We start from the raw sequence: 16,000 nt of genomic DNA, 5'->3' as shown, positions 1-16,000 counted from the left end.
ATCACACTAATTGCATAAAAATGCATTTTATGGCAGGGTATCGCCTTCTCTGGCTGACCACTTCACAGGAATCATAAAATGAAAAAATGGATTGTTGCCGCTGCGCTGGCTTCGCTGGCACTTACCGCCCAGGCAGCGGAAAAGATTCGCTTCGCCGCCTCAGCGACCTACCCGCCGTTTGAATCACTGGACCGGGAAAATAAACTGGTGGGATTCGATATCGATCTGGCCAAAGCGCTGTGCCAGCAGATGAAAGCGGAGTGTACCTTTACCAACAATGCCTTCGACAGCCTGATCCCGTCACTGAAGTTCCGCCGCTATGATGCGGTGATTTCCGGCATGGATATCACCACTGAGCGCAGCAAGCAGGTCGATTTTACCCAGCCTTATTACGCTAACTCCGCCATCGTGATCGCCCGTAAAGGCCAGTTCAGCAACTTTGGTGAGCTTAAGGGCAAACGCATCGGCGTGGAAAACGGCACCACTCACCAGAAGTACCTGCAGGATAAGCATCCGGAAGTGAAAGTGGTGGCATATGACAGCTATCAGAATGCGATTCTGGATATGAAGAGTGGCCGGCTGGATGGCGTGTTTGGCGACAGCGCGGTGGTGAATCAGTGGCTGAAGACCAATGCAGATCTCGCCACTGTCGGTGAACATGTTACGGATGCGGACTACTTTGGCACCGGTCTCGGCATTGCCGTGCGTAAAGGCAATACGGTGCTTCGCGATCAGTTCAATCAGGCACTGAACGAACTGAAAGCCAACGGCAGCTGGCAGCAGCTTAATCAGAAGTGGTTCCCGGAGTAATTACCGGCTGAGGCTGCCTCTGCCGATGCTTTCCCGGACTCGTGCTGACGGCGGGTTAACAGCGTCAGCACTTCAAAATGGGCGGTGTGGGGAAACATATCGAACAGTTGCACCTTCGTCACCTCATAGGCACTCAGTCGGGCAATATCCTGCGCCATGGTCTGCGGATTACAGCTTGAATAGAGCAGATAATCCGGGGCCATCTGGCTGAGATAGTCACACAGCGCCTCACCAATCCCACGACGCGGTGGATTAACCAGCACCAGCTGCGGCACCGCATCGCGTCCGGTCGCAAACGCCGTAGAATCCAGCGCCGCAAACTGCACTTTTTCCAGCCCCAGCATCTCAGCGGAACGTTGGGCGCATTTTATCGCCTCGGCGCTGATCTCAATGCCCGTCAGTTCCATCTCCGCTGTCGCGCAGTGCAGACCAAAACCGCCTACGCCGCAGAAGAGATCCCACATGCTGTTGACCGGCAGCGCCCTGACCCAGTCGCGCGCGGTGGCATAGAGTGCGCTGGCAACCTGCGGGTTGGTCTGGAAGAAGCTTTGCGGGCGGATCCACAGCGGCACGCCGTTGAAGTTCTCTGCCAGCGACTGCGCGGGCGTCAGCGCAATCTCCTCTTCCCCCTCCAGAATCGCCATATGCACCGGCTGAATATTGGCAGAGATCACCGCCAGCTGCGGCAACTGCTGTTGCAGCCACGGCAATGCGGCGCGCAGCTGTTCAAGTTTCGCGGTTGAGCGCAGGACAAAGCGCAGCATCACGCCGCCCTGCTGGCTTTCGGTTATCAGCAGAAATTTGAGTTCGCCGCGTTTGCGCGCCACGTTATAGGGCGTCAGTCCGGCACGGGCAATAAAGGGCTTAAGTGCAGCAAAAACCGGCTGGAAGCTGGCGGGATAGAGCGGACAATCGCACAGATCCACAGCTTCACCATCACGATGGATTAATCCCAGCACCGGACGCTCGACGCTGCCACTCACCACCATTTTGGCTTTATTACGAAATGCCTGCTGCGGTGAGGTGACCGGCGGCAACCAGGCAGTGACCGGCTGCTCAGCCAGTAACTGTTCAAGCATCGACTGTTTTTCGTTCAGCTGAGTGGGATAGGGTTTTTCCAGCCACTGACAGGAGCGGCAACGGTTAGCGTCATAAAGCGCGCAGTGCATGGTAAAGCCTTAACGATCGGGTCGGGCGGAGCGCGATTGTATCATCGCTTCCTGAAAAAAGCGCGGCTGCTGGCAGGCAGAAACAGCAGCAGGAGCACCAGCAGATCGGGGATTTTCTGCGACAGGGTATGGTGGATAATCTGAACGTTGTTGTCGCCATCAATGCTGAAAATCTCAGGGTAGATCCAGCCCAGCGAGGCGACCAGCATATAGCTGAGCACAATCACCTGCGTCGCCACATAGCCCCAGCGTCCACGGTTACTGCCGCGCATCAGCGTAAAGGCGCAGCGCAGTTCGAACAGGAAGATCAGCTGGCTGGCGACAAAGATGAGTGTCGCGTCCCAGGACTGGGCGCTGCGGTGAACAAAATTGGCGAGTTCACTGTAACCCAGCTCGTTTGCCAGCATCAGGACGCTCAGGCAGCGGGTCGCAATAATAGCAATGCCCGCAACCGTCACCGGAACCGGAACCGGCGCGATTGAAAGCGTGGCACTGCTTTTGAAGATTTCTGACATAGTCCGTGACTCCACCTGATCGAAAAACGGGCCGGTCAGACCGGCCCGTTCATATAGTGGCAAAGGTTACGGATTTCAGCCACGTTTAGCTTTCTGAATATCGCTTAAACGTTGTTTTTCTTCGTGTGCCATCACCCGCCAGGCGATAAAACCGACTAAACCGACCACAAACAGGATCAATGAAGCCAGCGCATTGATTTCCGGGTTAACGCCGCGTCGCACGGTGGCGAAGATCGCCATCGGCAATGTGGTGGCACCCGGCCCGGTCACAAAGCTGGCGATCACCAGATCGTCGAGTGACAGGGTAAACGCCAGCAGCCAGCCGGTCACAATAGCCGGTGCAATCATGGGCACGGTAATCACGAAAAAGACCTTCAGCGGCGTTGCGCCTAAATCCATCGCCGCCTCTTCGATGGAACGGTCCAGCTCACGCAGACGCGAGTTAATCACCACTGCCACATAGGCGGTACAGAAGGTGACGTGGGCCAGCCAGATGGTGAGCATGCCGCGTTCGCTCGGCCAGCCAAAGGCGTTGCCCATTGCCACAAACAGCAGCAGCAGCGACAGACCGGTGATGACGTCGGGCATCACCAGCGGCGCGGTCAGCATAAAGGCAAAACCATTGTGGCCGCGGAAGCGACCAAAGCGCACGATAATCACCGCCGCCAGCGTGCCCAGCACCACCGCCATGGTGGCGGAGAGACCGGCAATGCTCAGACTCAGCAGCACGGCGTCAATCATCGCGCTGTCCTGGAAGAGCACCCTGTACCAGTGGAACGAGAAGCTCTCCCACACCGTCACCAGCGGTGAGCTGTTGAAGGAGTAAACCACCAGCAGCAGCATCGGCGCATAGAGGAACAGGAAGCAGCAAACCAGAATCCCGGTACGCCAGGGTGAGCGAATGGTTGGCAAATTATTCATGCCTTCTCTCCCATTTCACGGTTTTGATGCTTGTGGAACCAGATGATCGGCAGAATCAGGATCAGCAGAATGATAACCGCCAGCGCGGAGGCCACCGGCCAGTCGCGGTTGTTAAAGAACTCCTGCCACAGGATACGGCCAATCATGATGCTGTCCGGCCCACCCAGCAGTTCAGGGATCACGTACTCCCCCACCGCCGGGATAAACACCAGCATCGATCCGGCGATAATGCCCCCTTTGGTCAGCGGGACAATCACGCTGAAAAAGGTCTTCAGCGGACGCGCACCCAGATCCAGTGAGGCTTCCACCAGCGAGTAATCAATGCGGGTCAGCGCGGTGTAGATTGGCAGCACCATAAACGGCAGGTAGCAGTAGACGATACCGATATAGACCGCTGTATTGGTGTAGAGGATCACCAGCGGATGATCAATCACACCCAGCCACAGCAGGAACCGGTTCAGAATACCGTTGTTGTTAAGCAGCCCCATCCAGGCGTAAACGCGCACCAGAAATGAGGTCCACGATGGCAGGATCACCAGCAGCAGCAGAATGGTGCGCATGGATGGCTTGCTGTGCGCCACGGCCCACGCGAGCGGGTAGCCAATCAGCAGACAGATCACCGTGGAGATCGCCGCCACTTTCAGCGACTGCAGATAGGCATCGACGTAGAGCGGATCGTCGGTCAGCGTCAGGTAGTTGCCGAAATTGAGCACAATGCTGAACTGGTCATCAGCCCAGCTCACCAGCTCGGTGTAGGGGGGAATCGCTCGCGCAATGTCCGCGAAGCTGATCTTCAGCACCGTCAGAAACGGCAGCAGAAACAACAGCACCAGCCAGACATAAGGCAAGGCGATCACCAGCTTGCGGCCATGCTGCATTTTTATCCGCGTGGCCCAGCGTTGCAGCGGCGTGCCGACCAGTCTGGCAGGCGCTTTAGCGCGTTGGAAAATCTGGCTCATAGCCGCTCCTTAAACCGTCAACACCACGCAGCTGTCGCATTCCCAGCAAAGGCGGACTTCATCACCCCAGGTCGGCAACCCTTTGCGGTAGCGATGCGCGTTTTGCAACTGTGCGCTGATCATCTGTCCGCTGTGCAGACGGACATGGAAGATAGAGAGGTCGCCGAGATAGGCGATGTGGACCACTTCACCCACCGCAAAGTTACAGCCATCGGCAGGCACCTCATCGCACAACATCACTTTTTCCGGGCGCAGTGCGACATGGACCGGAACGTTATCCACCACCGAGACATCGGAGTCGACTTTCAGCGGATGCATCAGGCCGGGACTGTCAATCACCAGGCCATCCGCCTGACGTTCACGCAGTAAGCCTTCGAAAACATTAACCGAACCGATAAATTCCGCGCTGTAGCGGCTGGTAGGATGCTCGTAGATCTCCTCCGGTTCACCAATCTGCACGAACTTGCCGCGATTCATAATCGCGATACGGCCCGCCATGGTCATCGCCTCTTCCTGGTCGTGCGTCACCATCACGCAGGTAGCGCCAACACGCTCCAGAATATCGACCACTTCCAGCTGCATCCTGTCGCGCAGCTTCTTGTCCAGTGCCCCCATCGGCTCATCCAGCAGCAGCAATTTTGGCCGTTTCGCCAGGCTGCGGGCCAGCGCCACACGCTGACGCTGACCACCAGAGAGCTGGTGCGGTTTGCGTTTAGCAAACTCCTGCATATGCACCAGCGCCAGCATCTCTGCTACCCGGCTGGTGATCTCCCCTTTCGGCAGCCGATCCTGTTTCAGACCAAAGGCAATATTCTGCTCCACCGTCATGTGGGGAAACAGCGCGTAGGACTGGAACATCATGTTGATCGGGCGCTGATAGGGAGCAACGTGGGAAAGATCCTGACCATCCAGCACAATCTGCCCGCTGGTTGGCGGCTCAAAACCGGCCAGCATGCGCAGCAGCGTTGATTTACCACAGCCCGATGCGCCCAGCAGAGCAAAGATCTCACCTTTATAAATAGTCAGGCTGACATCATCCACGGCGTGTTGCCCGTCAAAGGATTTGGTCAGATTGCGAATTTCCAGCAGCGGCGTTAACGCCTTTGCGGTTTTATTTTGAGGACGGGGAATGGCATCGTTCACAAAGGTTCTCTCCGGAGCCAGGCGGAACATGGCGACAAAATGTGCCGCTAAAAATGGCACAACAGAGGCCGACAACGCGCCTCTGTTGCTGATACATGACAGGTCAATCCGTTAAGGACGAATTACTTACCACTTTTTACTTTAGTCCATGCGCGCGTACGCACACGATCCAGTTTTGGATCCTGGACTTTCAGCACAAACAATTTCGACATCGCTTCAGGCGTCGGGAAGATACCCGGATTGTTGCGGACATCGGCATTGATCAGCGGCAGCGACGCTTTGTTGCCGTTGGCGTAGTTCATTTTGTTGGAGACATCGGCGATCACTTTCGGATCCATGATGTAGTTCAGCCAGGCGTAAGCGCCATCGAGGTTTTTCGCATCTTTCGGGATCGCCATCATATCGAAGAAAGCCAGTGCGCCCTCTTTCGGAACGCTGTAGCCCAGATGCACGCCATTTTTCGCCGCATCAGCACGGTTTTTCGCCTGCAGAATATCGCCCGACCAGCCAATGGCGACGCAGATATTACCGTTGGCCAGATCGTTGATGTACTGCGACGAATGGAAGTAGCGGATATTCGGACGCAGTTTCAGCAGCAGGTCAGTGGCCGCGCCGGAATACTCTTTGGCATCAGAGGTGTTAGGATCTTTGCCCAGGTAGTTGAGCACCGTGGCGAAAATCTCTTCTGGCGCATCCAGGAAGGAGACGCCGCAGCTTTTCAGCTTCTCCAGGTTTTCCGGCTTCAGCACCAGATCCCAGCTGTTGACCGGCGCATCGGCGCCCAGTGCGGCTTTAACCTTGTCGACGTTGTAGCCGATACCGGTGGTGCCCCACAGATAAGGAATGGCATATTTGTTACCCGGATCGTGCTGCGCCACTTTTTCCATCAGCGCCGGATCGAGGTTTTTGTAGTTAGGCAGTTTGCTCTTATCCAGCGGCTGGAATACCCCGGACTGCAGCTGACGCGCCAGGAAGCTTGAGGATGGCACCACCACATCATAGCCGGTGCTGCCCGCCATCAGTTTGCCTTCCAGGACTTCGTTGGAGTCAAACACATCGTAGACCACTTTGATGCCGGACTGCTTTTCAAAGTTCGGCACGGTGTCTGGCGAAATATAATCGGACCAGTTGTAGACGTGCAGCGTTTTATCTTCCGCCATGCTGATGGCCGATGCGGCCATCAGCGCAGCAGCTACCACAGCTGACAGCCATTTCTGACGTGAGTTGAACATATTTTTCCATCCTCCTGAGCGGGTCATTACAACGCTGCAAACCAGAGATCCCTGCATTGCGTTCTGTACAAGACGTCAGTGACACAATGAATCATTATTCAGCGGGAGTTTAATAGCAAAAACCTATAGCTGAGGCGCAGTTACGCGCCTGTTACAGCCCCGCAAGCATAGCCCCCCCGGTCAGGCTTCACCAGACCCCAGCGTAAAAAACGCCTGAAACCGATATTTTATGCATGTTTGAGCTATGAGGTTCGGCTTTGATGGCATAAACCACGACTAATATCTGGCGTTAAAGGGCAAAATGCAGAATAAAAAATTATCGCGGCAGCGGATGGCGGGTATAAAAAAGCCGTCTCAGGGACGGCTTAGTGTGTGACCATGTCGGGCTTAGTGCAGCACAGAATGAACGCTGGTCACCGGAACGTGCTCTTCTTCTTCGCCCACAATCAACAGATTGTTGGCAAAAGCTTCCAGGATCACCATCGAGATCTGCTCTTCACTCTGTTTCATAAAGTGCGAGAACTGACCAAAGGTTAACCCGGCGGTAGTAATCATTGACTGACAGACAATGAGTTTCGGCAGATTATCATCCTGAATGTCGATAAATGCTTTCACCGTCAGCGAACTGGCATTGATCTGCGACAAATCGCCAACCAGTGGAATCAGCGCCGTCGGCTTCACTTCAGCCAGCGCCGAAAACAGAATGACGTTGTCGACCAGATCGATTTTGGCGTCAAACACCCCATCGAAGTTTTGCATGTGCGGCAGATGAAGTGCCTGACAGGCATCGCATTCGAACCAGGTGATATTTTGCTGATCCAGCCAGCGACGCAGCAGGTCGATATCCGGAACGACAAGAGAATCCATCGTAAAATCCCAGTGGGGTGATAAACAGGCGACTTAGCTTACGGAAAAATGCGCGACGATGCCATGAAAACCGCTGAAAAGCGCGTGTCAGCCAGCGGTTTTAGGACGGAGCCCGGGGATGGCCTGCTGCTCGATCCGCGCGATCATCAGGGCGGCGATGTTAAGGTCACTGCTGGTTTCAATGCCTTCAAGACCGGGCGAGGCGTTAACTTCCATCACCAGCGGGCCGCGATGGGCGCGCAGAATATCGACACCCGCCACTTCCAGCCCGAGCGTGGCCGCCGCTTTCACGGCGATCAGGCGCTCCTGTTGCGTAATGACGACCGGGTAAGCTTTGCCGCCGCGATGCAGATTTGAGCGGAAGTCGCCCTCTTTCGCCACCCGCTCAATCGCTGCCACCACCTGATTGCCAATCACCAGACAGCGAACATCACGACCCTGTGCTTCTTTAATAAACTCCTGCACCAGAATATGGGCATTCAGGCCGCGAAAGGCGTCGATAACGCTTTCTGCCGCCTGCCGCGTTTCCGCCAGCACCACGCCAATGCCCTGGGTGCCCTCCACCAGCTTGACCACCAGCGGCGCACCGCCGACAAGGGCGACCAGATCAGCGGTGTCATCGGGTGAGGAGGCAAAGCCGGTAACCGGCATGTCGATGCCTTCCCGTGCCAGCAGCTGCAGCGAGCGCAATTTGTCACGGGTGCGGGTAATGGCGGCAGACTCATTCAGCGGATAGCTGCCGCACATCTCAAACTGTCGCAGCACGGCCGTGCCATAAAAGGTAATAGGGTTGCCGATGCGCGGGATAACCGCATCAAAATGGCCCAGCGGTTCACCACAGTAGTGAACCGCCGGTGAGGCGGGATTAATATTCATATAGCAGGAGAGCGGATCGATGATCCGGACCTGGTGGCCGCGCGCGGCGGCCTCCTCACGCAGTCGCCGACTGGAGTAGAGCGTCTCATCACGCGACAGGATAGCTATCTTCATCGCTGCTCTCCCTTGCTGGTTTAACGCGTGGCCCAGCCCTGCTGATGCAGATAATCGAGCATAAACGGACGCGTCTCTTTAATGATCAGGCGCTGGATCAGCTCACTCCAGGTTTCGCTGCGCTGGTTGCTGTCGCGCTGCTGATAATAGAGCTCTGTGCGGCTATCGTATTCGGCCAGCACCGCCGGATCCAGCGGCTGATAGCGGTTCTCATGCACCAGCATCGCGTGCGGCATACGCGGTTTGACGTCCGGCTTTGACTCCGGATGACCCAGGCAAAAACCAAACAGCGGCAGGACAAATTTCGGCAGGCCCAGCAGTTCTGTCACTTCCGCGATGCTGTTACGGATTCCGCCGATAAAGACGCCGCCCAGATCCAGCGATTCCGCTGCGACCATAGCATTCTGACCCATCAGCGCGGTATCGACGCAGCCCAGCAGCAACTGCTCGGCACGACCCAGCTGCGCATCAGGGCAAATCTGCAGATGGCGATTAAAGTCAGCGCAGAAGATCCAGAACTCAGGCGCATCCGCGACCCATGTCTGTCCGCCCGTCAGCGTCACCAGCTTGTCGCGCAGCGCTTTGTCGGTGATACGGATAATGGAAGAACACTGTAAAAAACTGGATGTGGACGCCGATTGCGCCGCAGTAATAATCGCTTCACGCTGTGCTTCGCTGACCGGCTGGTCAGTAAAAGCGCGGATTGAACGATGGCTGCACAGTAAATCAATGGTCGGTGTCATAAAGTCTCCAGCAACATTATCTTTTTTTGTCAGTTTGATTGAACAGCTGTGGTGCTATCGCTTTCGCGGTGCGCCACATTAACAGCCAGGCAGCAGGTAGCATCAGAACCACGCCAGCAATGAACAGCACAGTCGCCAGCGTTTTCACGTCCGCCAGGTCTGGCAGCGGAAGCCAGTGGTTGATCAGCAGCAGCGCGGCCACGATTAACAGGCCGCCAGCCGCCTCCAGCACCACCACAAATCGGGGTAATCTGGCTACACTCTGCATGATATCCTCCTGCCTTAGCGGCTGACTGAGCGTCAATTATGGTCAACAACCCAAAAATTGCGCGGGTTACACGGGCTGCCGGCGCGAAAAGCCTCTGATTCAGAGGCTTCCTGACCGGTCAGCAATAGCGTGCGGGCATCAGACTAACAGGCAAATCCTGCTTTCCTTAAGCGATACGAGCGGGCATCATGGTTGCCATTCTCTGTTTCATTGTGTGATACACATCACATAATAGTCGCTGCAAGGAGTTCTCAATGATTGCTGTTATTTTTGGTCGTCCGGGCTGTCCCTACTGTGTGCGTGCCCATGAACTGGCCGACAAGCTGACCGCTGAGCGTGATGATTTTAGCTACCAGTATGTCGATATCAACGCAGAAGGCATTACTAAAGCCGATCTGGAAGCGAGCGCCGGTAAACCGGTCAGCACCGTGCCACAGATTTTCGTCGACGAAAAACATATTGGTGGTTACACCGAGTTTGCGGCCTGGACTAAAGAGAATCTGGGATTTGCCGCGTAAGTACAGATAGCCGGAATGAAAAAGGCGAGACAGGTTTTCCTGTCTCGCCTTTTTACTTTCTGCCTGACACTCATCACCCGGCACAGTTTAATTAAGTGAGGCCATCACTATCTGCATCAACCGCACCAGCAAGGCACCGCAGCCTGCCCAGAACAGCGCGCTAAGGCTCCATGCGACCACAAAAAGTGCATTGCTGTGGATAAACAGGCTGCTGTTTAACAGCAGTGCTGCCAGTAACGTTCCCCACAGCCCCATCAGCAGGGTACTTTTTAACGGGCTTTCCACCTGCACCAATGCCATCACAATACCGGGCAACATAAAGAGCAGTAATTCGGGCTGACCACGAAGCGGGCCGGGACCGACCTGCCAGAAATGACAGGTAAAGACAAACACCAGACTATACAACACCACGCCGCACAGGCGGGTAGTCCAGAGATAAGAACGCTGCGGCATACCACCCCACTGATTAAAAGTAACCCCGACAATAACCTGCTGATAACCCTGATGCGTTCAGATGGAAATAAAAAGAAACAGTTCGCTGTGGCAACGAATGAAAACAGCCAATGGCTGTGAAAGATATTTGTGATTAGAATAGCGCCGCGGTAAAGGTTCCATTTGCAGTACTGATGCAACAGCACCTCAACGGCCTGCTCACGATAGCGAAAAACAGGCTACTCTTCAATAGGTTACATGTAAACAAGAAGTTAAACAGTGAATATTAACGTCGCAGGATTGTTAAGCGGAAATGACATTTTGTTATTGTTTGTCGTTTTAGCGCTCGGCCTCTGTCTGGGTAAGTTGCGTCTGGGCTCGGTTCAGCTGGGAAATTCGATTGGCGTATTAGTGGTTTCGCTCTTATTAGGCCAGCAGCACTTTACGATCAATACCGATGCATTGAGTCTGGGCTTTATGCTGTTTATTTTTTGTGTCGGCGTCGAAGCCGGTCCCAACTTTTTTTCCATTTTCTTTCGCGACGGCAAAAACTATTTCATGCTCGCCATCGTCATGGTGGTCAGCGCACTGTTGCTGGCGCTGGGACTGGGAAAATTCTTTGGCTGGGATATCGGTCTCACCGCCGGCATGCTGGCGGGGTCGATGACCTCAACGCCGGTGCTGGTCGGGGCGGGCGATACCCTGCGGCAAAGCATCAGCGATCCGAAGCAGCTTGGATTGATGCAGGATCAACTGAGCCTCGGCTATGCCGTAACCTATCTGATAGGCCTGGTCAGTCTGATTTTCGGCGCACGTTATCTGCCCCGTCTGCAACATCAGGATCTGCCCACCTGCGCTCAGCAGATCGCCCGGGAACGCGGTCTGGATGCGGACAGCCAGCGCAAAGTCTTCCTGCCGGTGATCCGTGCCTATCGCGTCGGTCCTGAACTGGTGGCGTGGAGCGGCGGCAAAAACCTGCGTGAACTGGGCATCTATCGTCAGACCGGTTGCTACATTGAGCGCATCCGCCGCAACGGTATTCTCGCCAGTCCCGACGGTGATGCGGTGTTGCAGCTCGGTGATGATATCTCGCTGGTGGGCTATCCCGATGCTCACGCCCGGCTCGACCCCAGCTTCCGCAACGGCAAAGAGGTTTTTGACCGCGACCTGCTGGATATGCGCATCGTCACAGAAGAGATCGTGGTGAAAAACCACAATGCGGTAAACAAACGCCTCAGCAAGTTAAACCTCACCGATCACGGCTGCTTCCTGAACCGGGTGATACGCAGTCAGATAGAGATGCCGATCGACGACAGTATCATGCTGAACAAAGGTGATGTGCTGCAGGTCAGCGGCGAGGCACGACGGGTCAAAAGCGTGGCGGATCGCATTGGCTTTATCGCGATTCACAGTCAGATGACCGATCTCTTAGCCTTCTGCGCCTTCTTTATCGTGGGTCTGATGATTGGTCTGATCACCTTCCAGTTCAGCAATTTCAGTTTTGGTATTGGTAACGCCGCGGGCCTGCTGTTCGCCGGTATCATGCTCGGCTTCCTGCGCGCCAACCACCCGACCTTTGGTTATATTCCGCAGGGCGCGCTCACCATGGTGAAAGAGTTCGGTCTGATGGTGTTTATGGCGGGAGTAGGATTGAGTGCCGGTAGCGGCATTAATCACGGCCTGAGCAGCGACGGTGCAATGATGCTGCTGTGCGGCCTGCTGGTCAGCCTGATTCCGGTGATCATCTGCTATCTGTTTGGTGCTTATGTGTTGCGGATGAACCGCGCCCTGCTGTTTGGCGCCATCATGGGCGCGCGTACCTGCGCACCGGCCATGGAGATCATCAGTGATACGGCACGCAGCAATATCCCGGCGCTGGGCTATGCCGGGACCTATGCCATCGCCAACGTGTTGCTGACGCTGGCGGGGACGCTGATTGTGATTATCTGGCCGATATTGCCCTTATAAAATTTTTTTGCCTGCGTCCAGAACTTTATTGTTAAGGGATAGTCATAATAAGTGCCACTGCTTTTCTTTGAAATCCCCAAATTGTGGAGCCCGCTGGTCTTTTTCCCGGCGGGTTTTTTTATGCCCTTTTTTCGTCCCTGCCCGTCATTCCCCGCCTGATTCGCAACTGCAAGTGTCATAAAACTTAAACCGTTACACAACCCAACGGCAGATTAAGAGCCTTTCTATAGACGAACAAAACGGTAAAAAGCAGGATAGTCCGCTGTTTAGTTAGCAATTTGTGCTGACTGATTGGGTGAGCGAGCTGTCGCTGACCGTTTTTTGCCGCTGTTATCGGGCCGGGCTGGCGGGATGCTGCCAGCTGCCGTTAACCGGACTGTCTGCTGAGGAATTTATCCCGAAATGGAAGAGCTGAACCATTCACTGTTTACTGCCATTAATGCCACACCGGCTTCACCCGCCTGGTTACTGCAGCTGGCGACGTTTTTTGCCAAAGATCTGATCGCCATCGTGCCGCTGTTAATTGTGGCGATGTGGCTCTGGGGACCGCGCGATCAGGTGTCTTCGCAGCGGGTACTGGTACTGAAAACCGGTATGGCGCTGATCTATGCGCTGGCGATCTCCTGGTCTGTGGGCCAGCTTTTACCGCATCCCCGCCCTTTCGCTATCGGTTTTGGTTACCAGTTCCTGCATCACGCTGCCGATGACTCCTATCCCAGCGATCACGGCACCACGATATTCACCTTTGCACTGGCTTTTATCTTCTGGCATCGCCTCTGGTCAGGTGTGGTTCTGATGGTGGCCGGTTGCGCTATTGCCTGGTCGCGGGTCTACCTTGGCGTTCACTGGCCAATGGATATGCTGGGCGGGTTCCTGGTGGGTCTGCTGAGCTGTCTGGCTTCGCATCTGGCGTGGCAGTTCTATGGCGAGCGGATGCTGGCGGTGATCAATCCACTCTATCGGTCGCTGTTTGCCGTGCCGATTCGCAAAGGCTGGACGCAGGATTAAGAAAGGGACGCCTTAGCGTCCCCAGCACTGTGGCAAACCCGGATTTACCGCAGCGAATAAGCTTAAAGCGCAGGGAACAGGGTCAGAGGAGGAAAGCGTCCCGCGCCAGGGACGGCGCGGGCCGAGCGTGTCATGGATGACGGATTTTGCGTCTTTCCGATCTGACCCTGTTCCCTGTGCAGGCTCGGGCTCAACGCAGTACGAGCCTGCGTCCCTGCTTACTTATGAAAACCACTTCCCGAACCAGCCATTAAATTTCATCATCACGAAATCAATCATCCGGCTGAAGAACCCGCCTTCCGGCACATCCTGCATCACCACTAGTGGCCGCTGCTCAATGGTTTTCCCGTCCAGCTGGAAATCGATGGTGCCGACCACCTGATTCTTCTTCAGCGGAGCTTCCAGCTGCGGCGTAGTGAGTCTGAAACTCGCCTTCAGATTCTTCATCTGCCCTTTAGGGATGGTCAGCGCAGCATCTTTCGCCACGCCCAGATTGACCTGGCTGCGATCACCGAACCAGACCCGCTGCTGCGCAAACGGCGCATCCGCTTTAATCGGTGTGACCGTTTCAAAGAAACGGAAGCCCCATGTCAGCAGCTTTTCGCTTTCGCGGAAACGAATCGCATCGCTGGCGGTGCCCAGCACCACCGAGATCAGACGCATATCGCCTTCGGTTGCTGAAGCGACCAGATTATTTCCCGCGCCCGAGGTGTGCCCGGTTTTGACGCCATCAACCTTGAGGTTGGTGCTCCACAACAGGCGGTTGCGGTTGATCTGGCGAATATTATTGAAGGTAAACTCTTTCTCTTTATTCAGCGCGTACTCTTCAGGCACATCGCGGATCAGCGCCTGAGCAATCAGCGCCATGTCACGCGCGGTACTGTACTGCCCTTCTGCATCCAGACCGTGCACCGTCATAAAGTGGGTATTCTGCAGTCCCAGCGCCTTCACATAGTTGTTCATCAGGCCGATAAACGAATCCTGACTGCCCGCGACATAATCCGCCAGCGCAATGCAGGCGTCATTGCCGGACTGGATCACGATTCCCTTATTCAGCTCATGCACCGGAATACGATCGCCCGGCTTGAGGAACATCAGCGACGAGCCGCGCAGCTTAGGGTTGCCGGTGGCCCAGGCATCCTGTCCGACGGTAACCAGGTCATCCGGCTTAATTTTGCCCGCTTTAATCGCCTGACCCACAACATAGCTGGTCATCATTTTAGTCAGACTGGCGGGGTCGAGGCGCTGATCGGCACTCGATTCGGTTAACACCTTACCGCTGGCGTAGTCGATCAGAATCCACGCTTTAGCATCAATGCCTGGCGCGGCGGGAGCCTGCTCAGCAAAAACGCTGACGGGGGCAAGAATCAGTAATGAAGTGGCAGCAAGGTGCCGCAGGCGAGATGTGAAGCGAGTGTTTGTCATGGGCTTGGCCGGATTGTCCTTGTTAAATCGAAATTCCAGGGGCAGAAAATTCTCACTCAAACGCTAACCCTTGACGGCAGGGAAAAAAACCGTCGAATCGTAAAGTTTTTTAGAGTTTAGTAGAGTAACCTTGGCATAAGTGCCGCGCGCGTGCCGCTTTTCCCCGATTCTGTCGCTATCAAAACTGCGTGAAATTCCGATTTTTCGCAGAAGAGTTAAGCCCGTCACAAATATCAGTTAACCTGAACGCCAGTCAGCCGAGGAGACCGACCATGGACTTAGCCCTTTTTGATCTGGATGAAACACTCATTTGTGAAGACAGCACCAGCCTGTGGCTGCGCTGGCTGGTATCACAGGGATTCGCCCCCAGTGAACTGATTGATCAGGAACAGGCATTAATGAGCCAGTACTATGCCGGTACGCTGTCGATTGAAGAGTATATGAATAAAACACTCTCCCCTCTGGCGGGCATGGCCACGCTTACCGTTGAAGGCTGGGTGCGCCGCTTCATTCACCGCGACATTATGCCACGCGTTTATCCTGCGGCCCGCGAGCGGATTGAGTGGCACCGGGCGCGTGGCGACAAGGTCATGATCATCTCCGCCAGCGGCGAGCATCTGGTGGTGCCGATTGCAGAGAAGCTGGGTGCCTGCGGCGCGCTGGCGATTGGCGTTGAAATCGTGGACGAGCGCTACAGCGGCAACACTTACGGCACCATGACCTATAAAGAGGGTAAAGTCACCCGACTGGGTGACTGGAAAGCGCTGCAGCAGGACGAGGCCTTTGACCGCACCTGGGCCTACAGCGATTCGATGAACGACCTGCCGCTACTGGAACAGGCCGATCATGCCCATGTCATCAACCCTGACGAACGGCTGCACCAGGAAGCGTTAAACCGCGGCTGGCAGGTTTATCACTGGGCGCGCTGACTCAGCGCCTGGTCCATCAGGCGTAACTGTTGCTGGCAGCCTGGACACGGACAGCGCGGAACAATCCGTAGTACACGTAGTCCGTGAGGATTACTCGCTGCGC

The 16,000-nt window shown here is 55.4% G+C and carries 17 protein-coding genes; 5 read left to right on the top strand and 12 right to left on the bottom strand.

Going from position 1 to position 16,000, the window contains the following annotated elements; all coding sequences use genetic code 11:
* Window positions 1-78: 78 nt before the first annotated feature.
* On the top strand, window positions 79-810 hold the full coding sequence (locus FOV68_RS07960) for an arginine ABC transporter substrate-binding protein (RefSeq protein WP_064704719.1): 732 nt from the start codon (window positions 79-81) through the stop codon (window positions 808-810).
* Here FOV68_RS07960 and rlmC read toward each other — a convergent pair.
* The 10 genes from rlmC to FOV68_RS07910 all read right to left on the bottom strand — a co-directional run bounded on the left by rlmC (window position 789) and on the right by FOV68_RS07910 (window position 9,617).
* Window positions 789-1,979 carry a 23S rRNA (uracil(747)-C(5))-methyltransferase RlmC gene (rlmC, locus tag FOV68_RS07955; RefSeq protein ID WP_115764205.1) on the bottom strand — a complete coding sequence of 397 codons (1,191 nt, stop codon included), beginning with the start codon at window positions 1,977-1,979 and terminating at the stop codon, window positions 789-791. The genes FOV68_RS07960 and rlmC overlap by 22 nt on opposite strands.
* 41 nt (window positions 1,980-2,020) lie before the next feature.
* Window positions 2,021-2,494, bottom strand: a complete 474-nt coding sequence (locus FOV68_RS07950) for a YbjO family protein (RefSeq protein ID WP_143990584.1) — start codon at window positions 2,492-2,494, stop codon at window positions 2,021-2,023.
* Window positions 2,495-2,569: 75 nt separating this feature from the next.
* Complete coding sequence (gene potI, locus FOV68_RS07945) at window positions 2,570-3,415, bottom strand: putrescine ABC transporter permease PotI (RefSeq protein ID WP_010254422.1); 846 nt, start codon at window positions 3,413-3,415, stop codon at window positions 2,570-2,572.
* Window positions 3,412-4,374 carry a putrescine ABC transporter permease PotH gene (gene potH / locus FOV68_RS07940; protein ID WP_010254421.1) on the bottom strand — a complete coding sequence of 321 codons (963 nt, stop codon included), beginning with the start codon at window positions 4,372-4,374 and terminating at the stop codon, window positions 3,412-3,414. The genes potI and potH overlap by 4 nt, the downstream gene beginning before the upstream one ends.
* 9 nt (window positions 4,375-4,383) lie before the next feature.
* Window positions 4,384-5,517, bottom strand: coding sequence for a putrescine ABC transporter ATP-binding subunit PotG (potG, locus tag FOV68_RS07935; protein ID WP_010254420.1), 1,134 nt, complete (start codon window positions 5,515-5,517; stop codon window positions 4,384-4,386).
* A 122-nt stretch (window positions 5,518-5,639) separates the two neighbouring features.
* Window positions 5,640-6,749, bottom strand: a complete 1,110-nt coding sequence (gene potF, locus FOV68_RS07930; RefSeq protein ID WP_143990583.1) for a spermidine/putrescine ABC transporter substrate-binding protein PotF — start codon at window positions 6,747-6,749, stop codon at window positions 5,640-5,642.
* A 387-nt stretch (window positions 6,750-7,136) separates the two neighbouring features.
* Window positions 7,137-7,616: a YbjN domain-containing protein gene (locus FOV68_RS07925; protein WP_022625960.1), complete on the bottom strand. Its 480-nt coding sequence runs from the start codon at window positions 7,614-7,616 to the stop codon at window positions 7,137-7,139.
* A gap of 87 nt (window positions 7,617-7,703) precedes the next feature.
* Complete coding sequence (gene rimK / locus FOV68_RS07920) at window positions 7,704-8,606, bottom strand: 30S ribosomal protein S6--L-glutamate ligase (RefSeq protein WP_143990582.1); 903 nt, start codon at window positions 8,604-8,606, stop codon at window positions 7,704-7,706.
* 20 nt (window positions 8,607-8,626) lie between these two features.
* Entirely contained in the window at window positions 8,627-9,349 is a 723-nt protein-coding gene (nfsA, locus tag FOV68_RS07915) for an oxygen-insensitive NADPH nitroreductase (RefSeq protein ID WP_010669740.1), read from the bottom strand.
* Between the two features lie 16 nt (window positions 9,350-9,365).
* Window positions 9,366-9,617 (bottom strand): DUF1418 family protein, encoded by a 252-nt coding sequence (locus tag FOV68_RS07910; RefSeq protein WP_031593165.1) that lies wholly within the window; start codon window positions 9,615-9,617, stop codon window positions 9,366-9,368.
* Between the two features lie 254 nt (window positions 9,618-9,871).
* Between FOV68_RS07910 and FOV68_RS07905 the strand changes: the two genes are divergently transcribed.
* Complete coding sequence (locus tag FOV68_RS07905) at window positions 9,872-10,135, top strand: GrxA family glutaredoxin (RefSeq protein ID WP_010254413.1); 264 nt, start codon at window positions 9,872-9,874, stop codon at window positions 10,133-10,135.
* A gap of 87 nt (window positions 10,136-10,222) precedes the next feature.
* Here the strand turns inward: FOV68_RS07905 and ybjM are convergent, their stop codons facing one another.
* A complete protein-coding gene (gene ybjM, locus FOV68_RS07900; RefSeq protein WP_010254412.1) occupies window positions 10,223-10,588 on the bottom strand; it encodes an inner membrane protein YbjM in 366 nt (121 codons plus the stop codon).
* Between the two features lie 258 nt (window positions 10,589-10,846).
* Between ybjM and FOV68_RS07895 the strand changes: the two genes are divergently transcribed.
* Window positions 10,847-12,535: an aspartate:alanine antiporter gene (locus FOV68_RS07895; protein WP_039387643.1), complete on the top strand. Its 1,689-nt coding sequence runs from the start codon at window positions 10,847-10,849 to the stop codon at window positions 12,533-12,535.
* Between the two features lie 402 nt (window positions 12,536-12,937).
* Complete coding sequence (gene ybjG / locus FOV68_RS07890) at window positions 12,938-13,543, top strand: undecaprenyl-diphosphate phosphatase (RefSeq protein ID WP_010254408.1); 606 nt, start codon at window positions 12,938-12,940, stop codon at window positions 13,541-13,543.
* Window positions 13,544-13,765: 222 nt separating this feature from the next.
* Here the strand turns inward: ybjG and FOV68_RS07885 are convergent, their stop codons facing one another.
* The gene (locus FOV68_RS07885) at window positions 13,766-14,968 is read right to left on the bottom strand and encodes a serine hydrolase (RefSeq protein ID WP_010254406.1); all 1,203 of its coding nucleotides are present in this window, start codon (window positions 14,966-14,968) and stop codon (window positions 13,766-13,768) included.
* Between the two features lie 272 nt (window positions 14,969-15,240).
* Here FOV68_RS07885 and FOV68_RS07880 point away from each other — a divergent pair, with 272 nt between their 5' ends.
* A complete protein-coding gene (locus tag FOV68_RS07880; RefSeq protein WP_031593168.1) occupies window positions 15,241-15,897 on the top strand; it encodes an HAD family phosphatase in 657 nt (218 codons plus the stop codon).
* The last annotated feature ends 103 nt before the right edge of the window (window positions 15,898-16,000 follow it).

Source organism: Pantoea sp. paga (assembly GCF_007558755.1).
GTDB classification, from domain to species: domain Bacteria; phylum Pseudomonadota; class Gammaproteobacteria; order Enterobacterales; family Enterobacteriaceae; genus Pantoea; species Pantoea agglomerans.
Note: the sequence above shows the minus strand (reverse complement) of the source record. Positions and strands in the feature narration are given on the sequence as shown.

Bases quoted from the DNA above. Each gene is read 5' to 3' on its own strand.
- FOV68_RS07960 (WP_064704719.1), top strand. From the start codon at position 79: ATGAAAAAATGGATTGTTGCCGCTGCGCTGGCTTCGCTGGCACTTACC.
- rlmC (WP_115764205.1), bottom strand. From the start codon at position 1,979: ATGCACTGCGCGCTTTATGACGCTAACCGTTGCCGCTCCTGTCAGTGG.
- FOV68_RS07950 (WP_143990584.1), bottom strand. From the start codon at position 2,494: ATGTCAGAAATCTTCAAAAGCAGTGCCACGCTTTCAATCGCGCCGGTT.
- potI (WP_010254422.1), bottom strand. From the start codon at position 3,415: ATGAATAATTTGCCAACCATTCGCTCACCCTGGCGTACCGGGATTCTG.
- potH (WP_010254421.1), bottom strand. From the start codon at position 4,374: ATGAGCCAGATTTTCCAACGCGCTAAAGCGCCTGCCAGACTGGTCGGC.
- potF (WP_143990583.1), bottom strand. From the start codon at position 6,749: ATGTTCAACTCACGTCAGAAATGGCTGTCAGCTGTGGTAGCTGCTGCG.
- FOV68_RS07925 (WP_022625960.1), bottom strand. From the start codon at position 7,616: ATGGATTCTCTTGTCGTTCCGGATATCGACCTGCTGCGTCGCTGGCTG.
- rimK (WP_143990582.1), bottom strand. From the start codon at position 8,606: ATGAAGATAGCTATCCTGTCGCGTGATGAGACGCTCTACTCCAGTCGG.
- nfsA (WP_010669740.1), bottom strand. From the start codon at position 9,349: ATGACACCGACCATTGATTTACTGTGCAGCCATCGTTCAATCCGCGCT.
- FOV68_RS07910 (WP_031593165.1), bottom strand. From the start codon at position 9,617: ATGCAGAGTGTAGCCAGATTACCCCGATTTGTGGTGGTGCTGGAGGCG.
- FOV68_RS07905 (WP_010254413.1), top strand. From the start codon at position 9,872: ATGATTGCTGTTATTTTTGGTCGTCCGGGCTGTCCCTACTGTGTGCGT.
- ybjM (WP_010254412.1), bottom strand. From the start codon at position 10,588: ATGCCGCAGCGTTCTTATCTCTGGACTACCCGCCTGTGCGGCGTGGTG.
- ybjG (WP_010254408.1), top strand. From the start codon at position 12,938: ATGGAAGAGCTGAACCATTCACTGTTTACTGCCATTAATGCCACACCG.
- FOV68_RS07885 (WP_010254406.1), bottom strand. From the start codon at position 14,968: ATGACAAACACTCGCTTCACATCTCGCCTGCGGCACCTTGCTGCCACT.
- FOV68_RS07880 (WP_031593168.1), top strand. From the start codon at position 15,241: ATGGACTTAGCCCTTTTTGATCTGGATGAAACACTCATTTGTGAAGAC.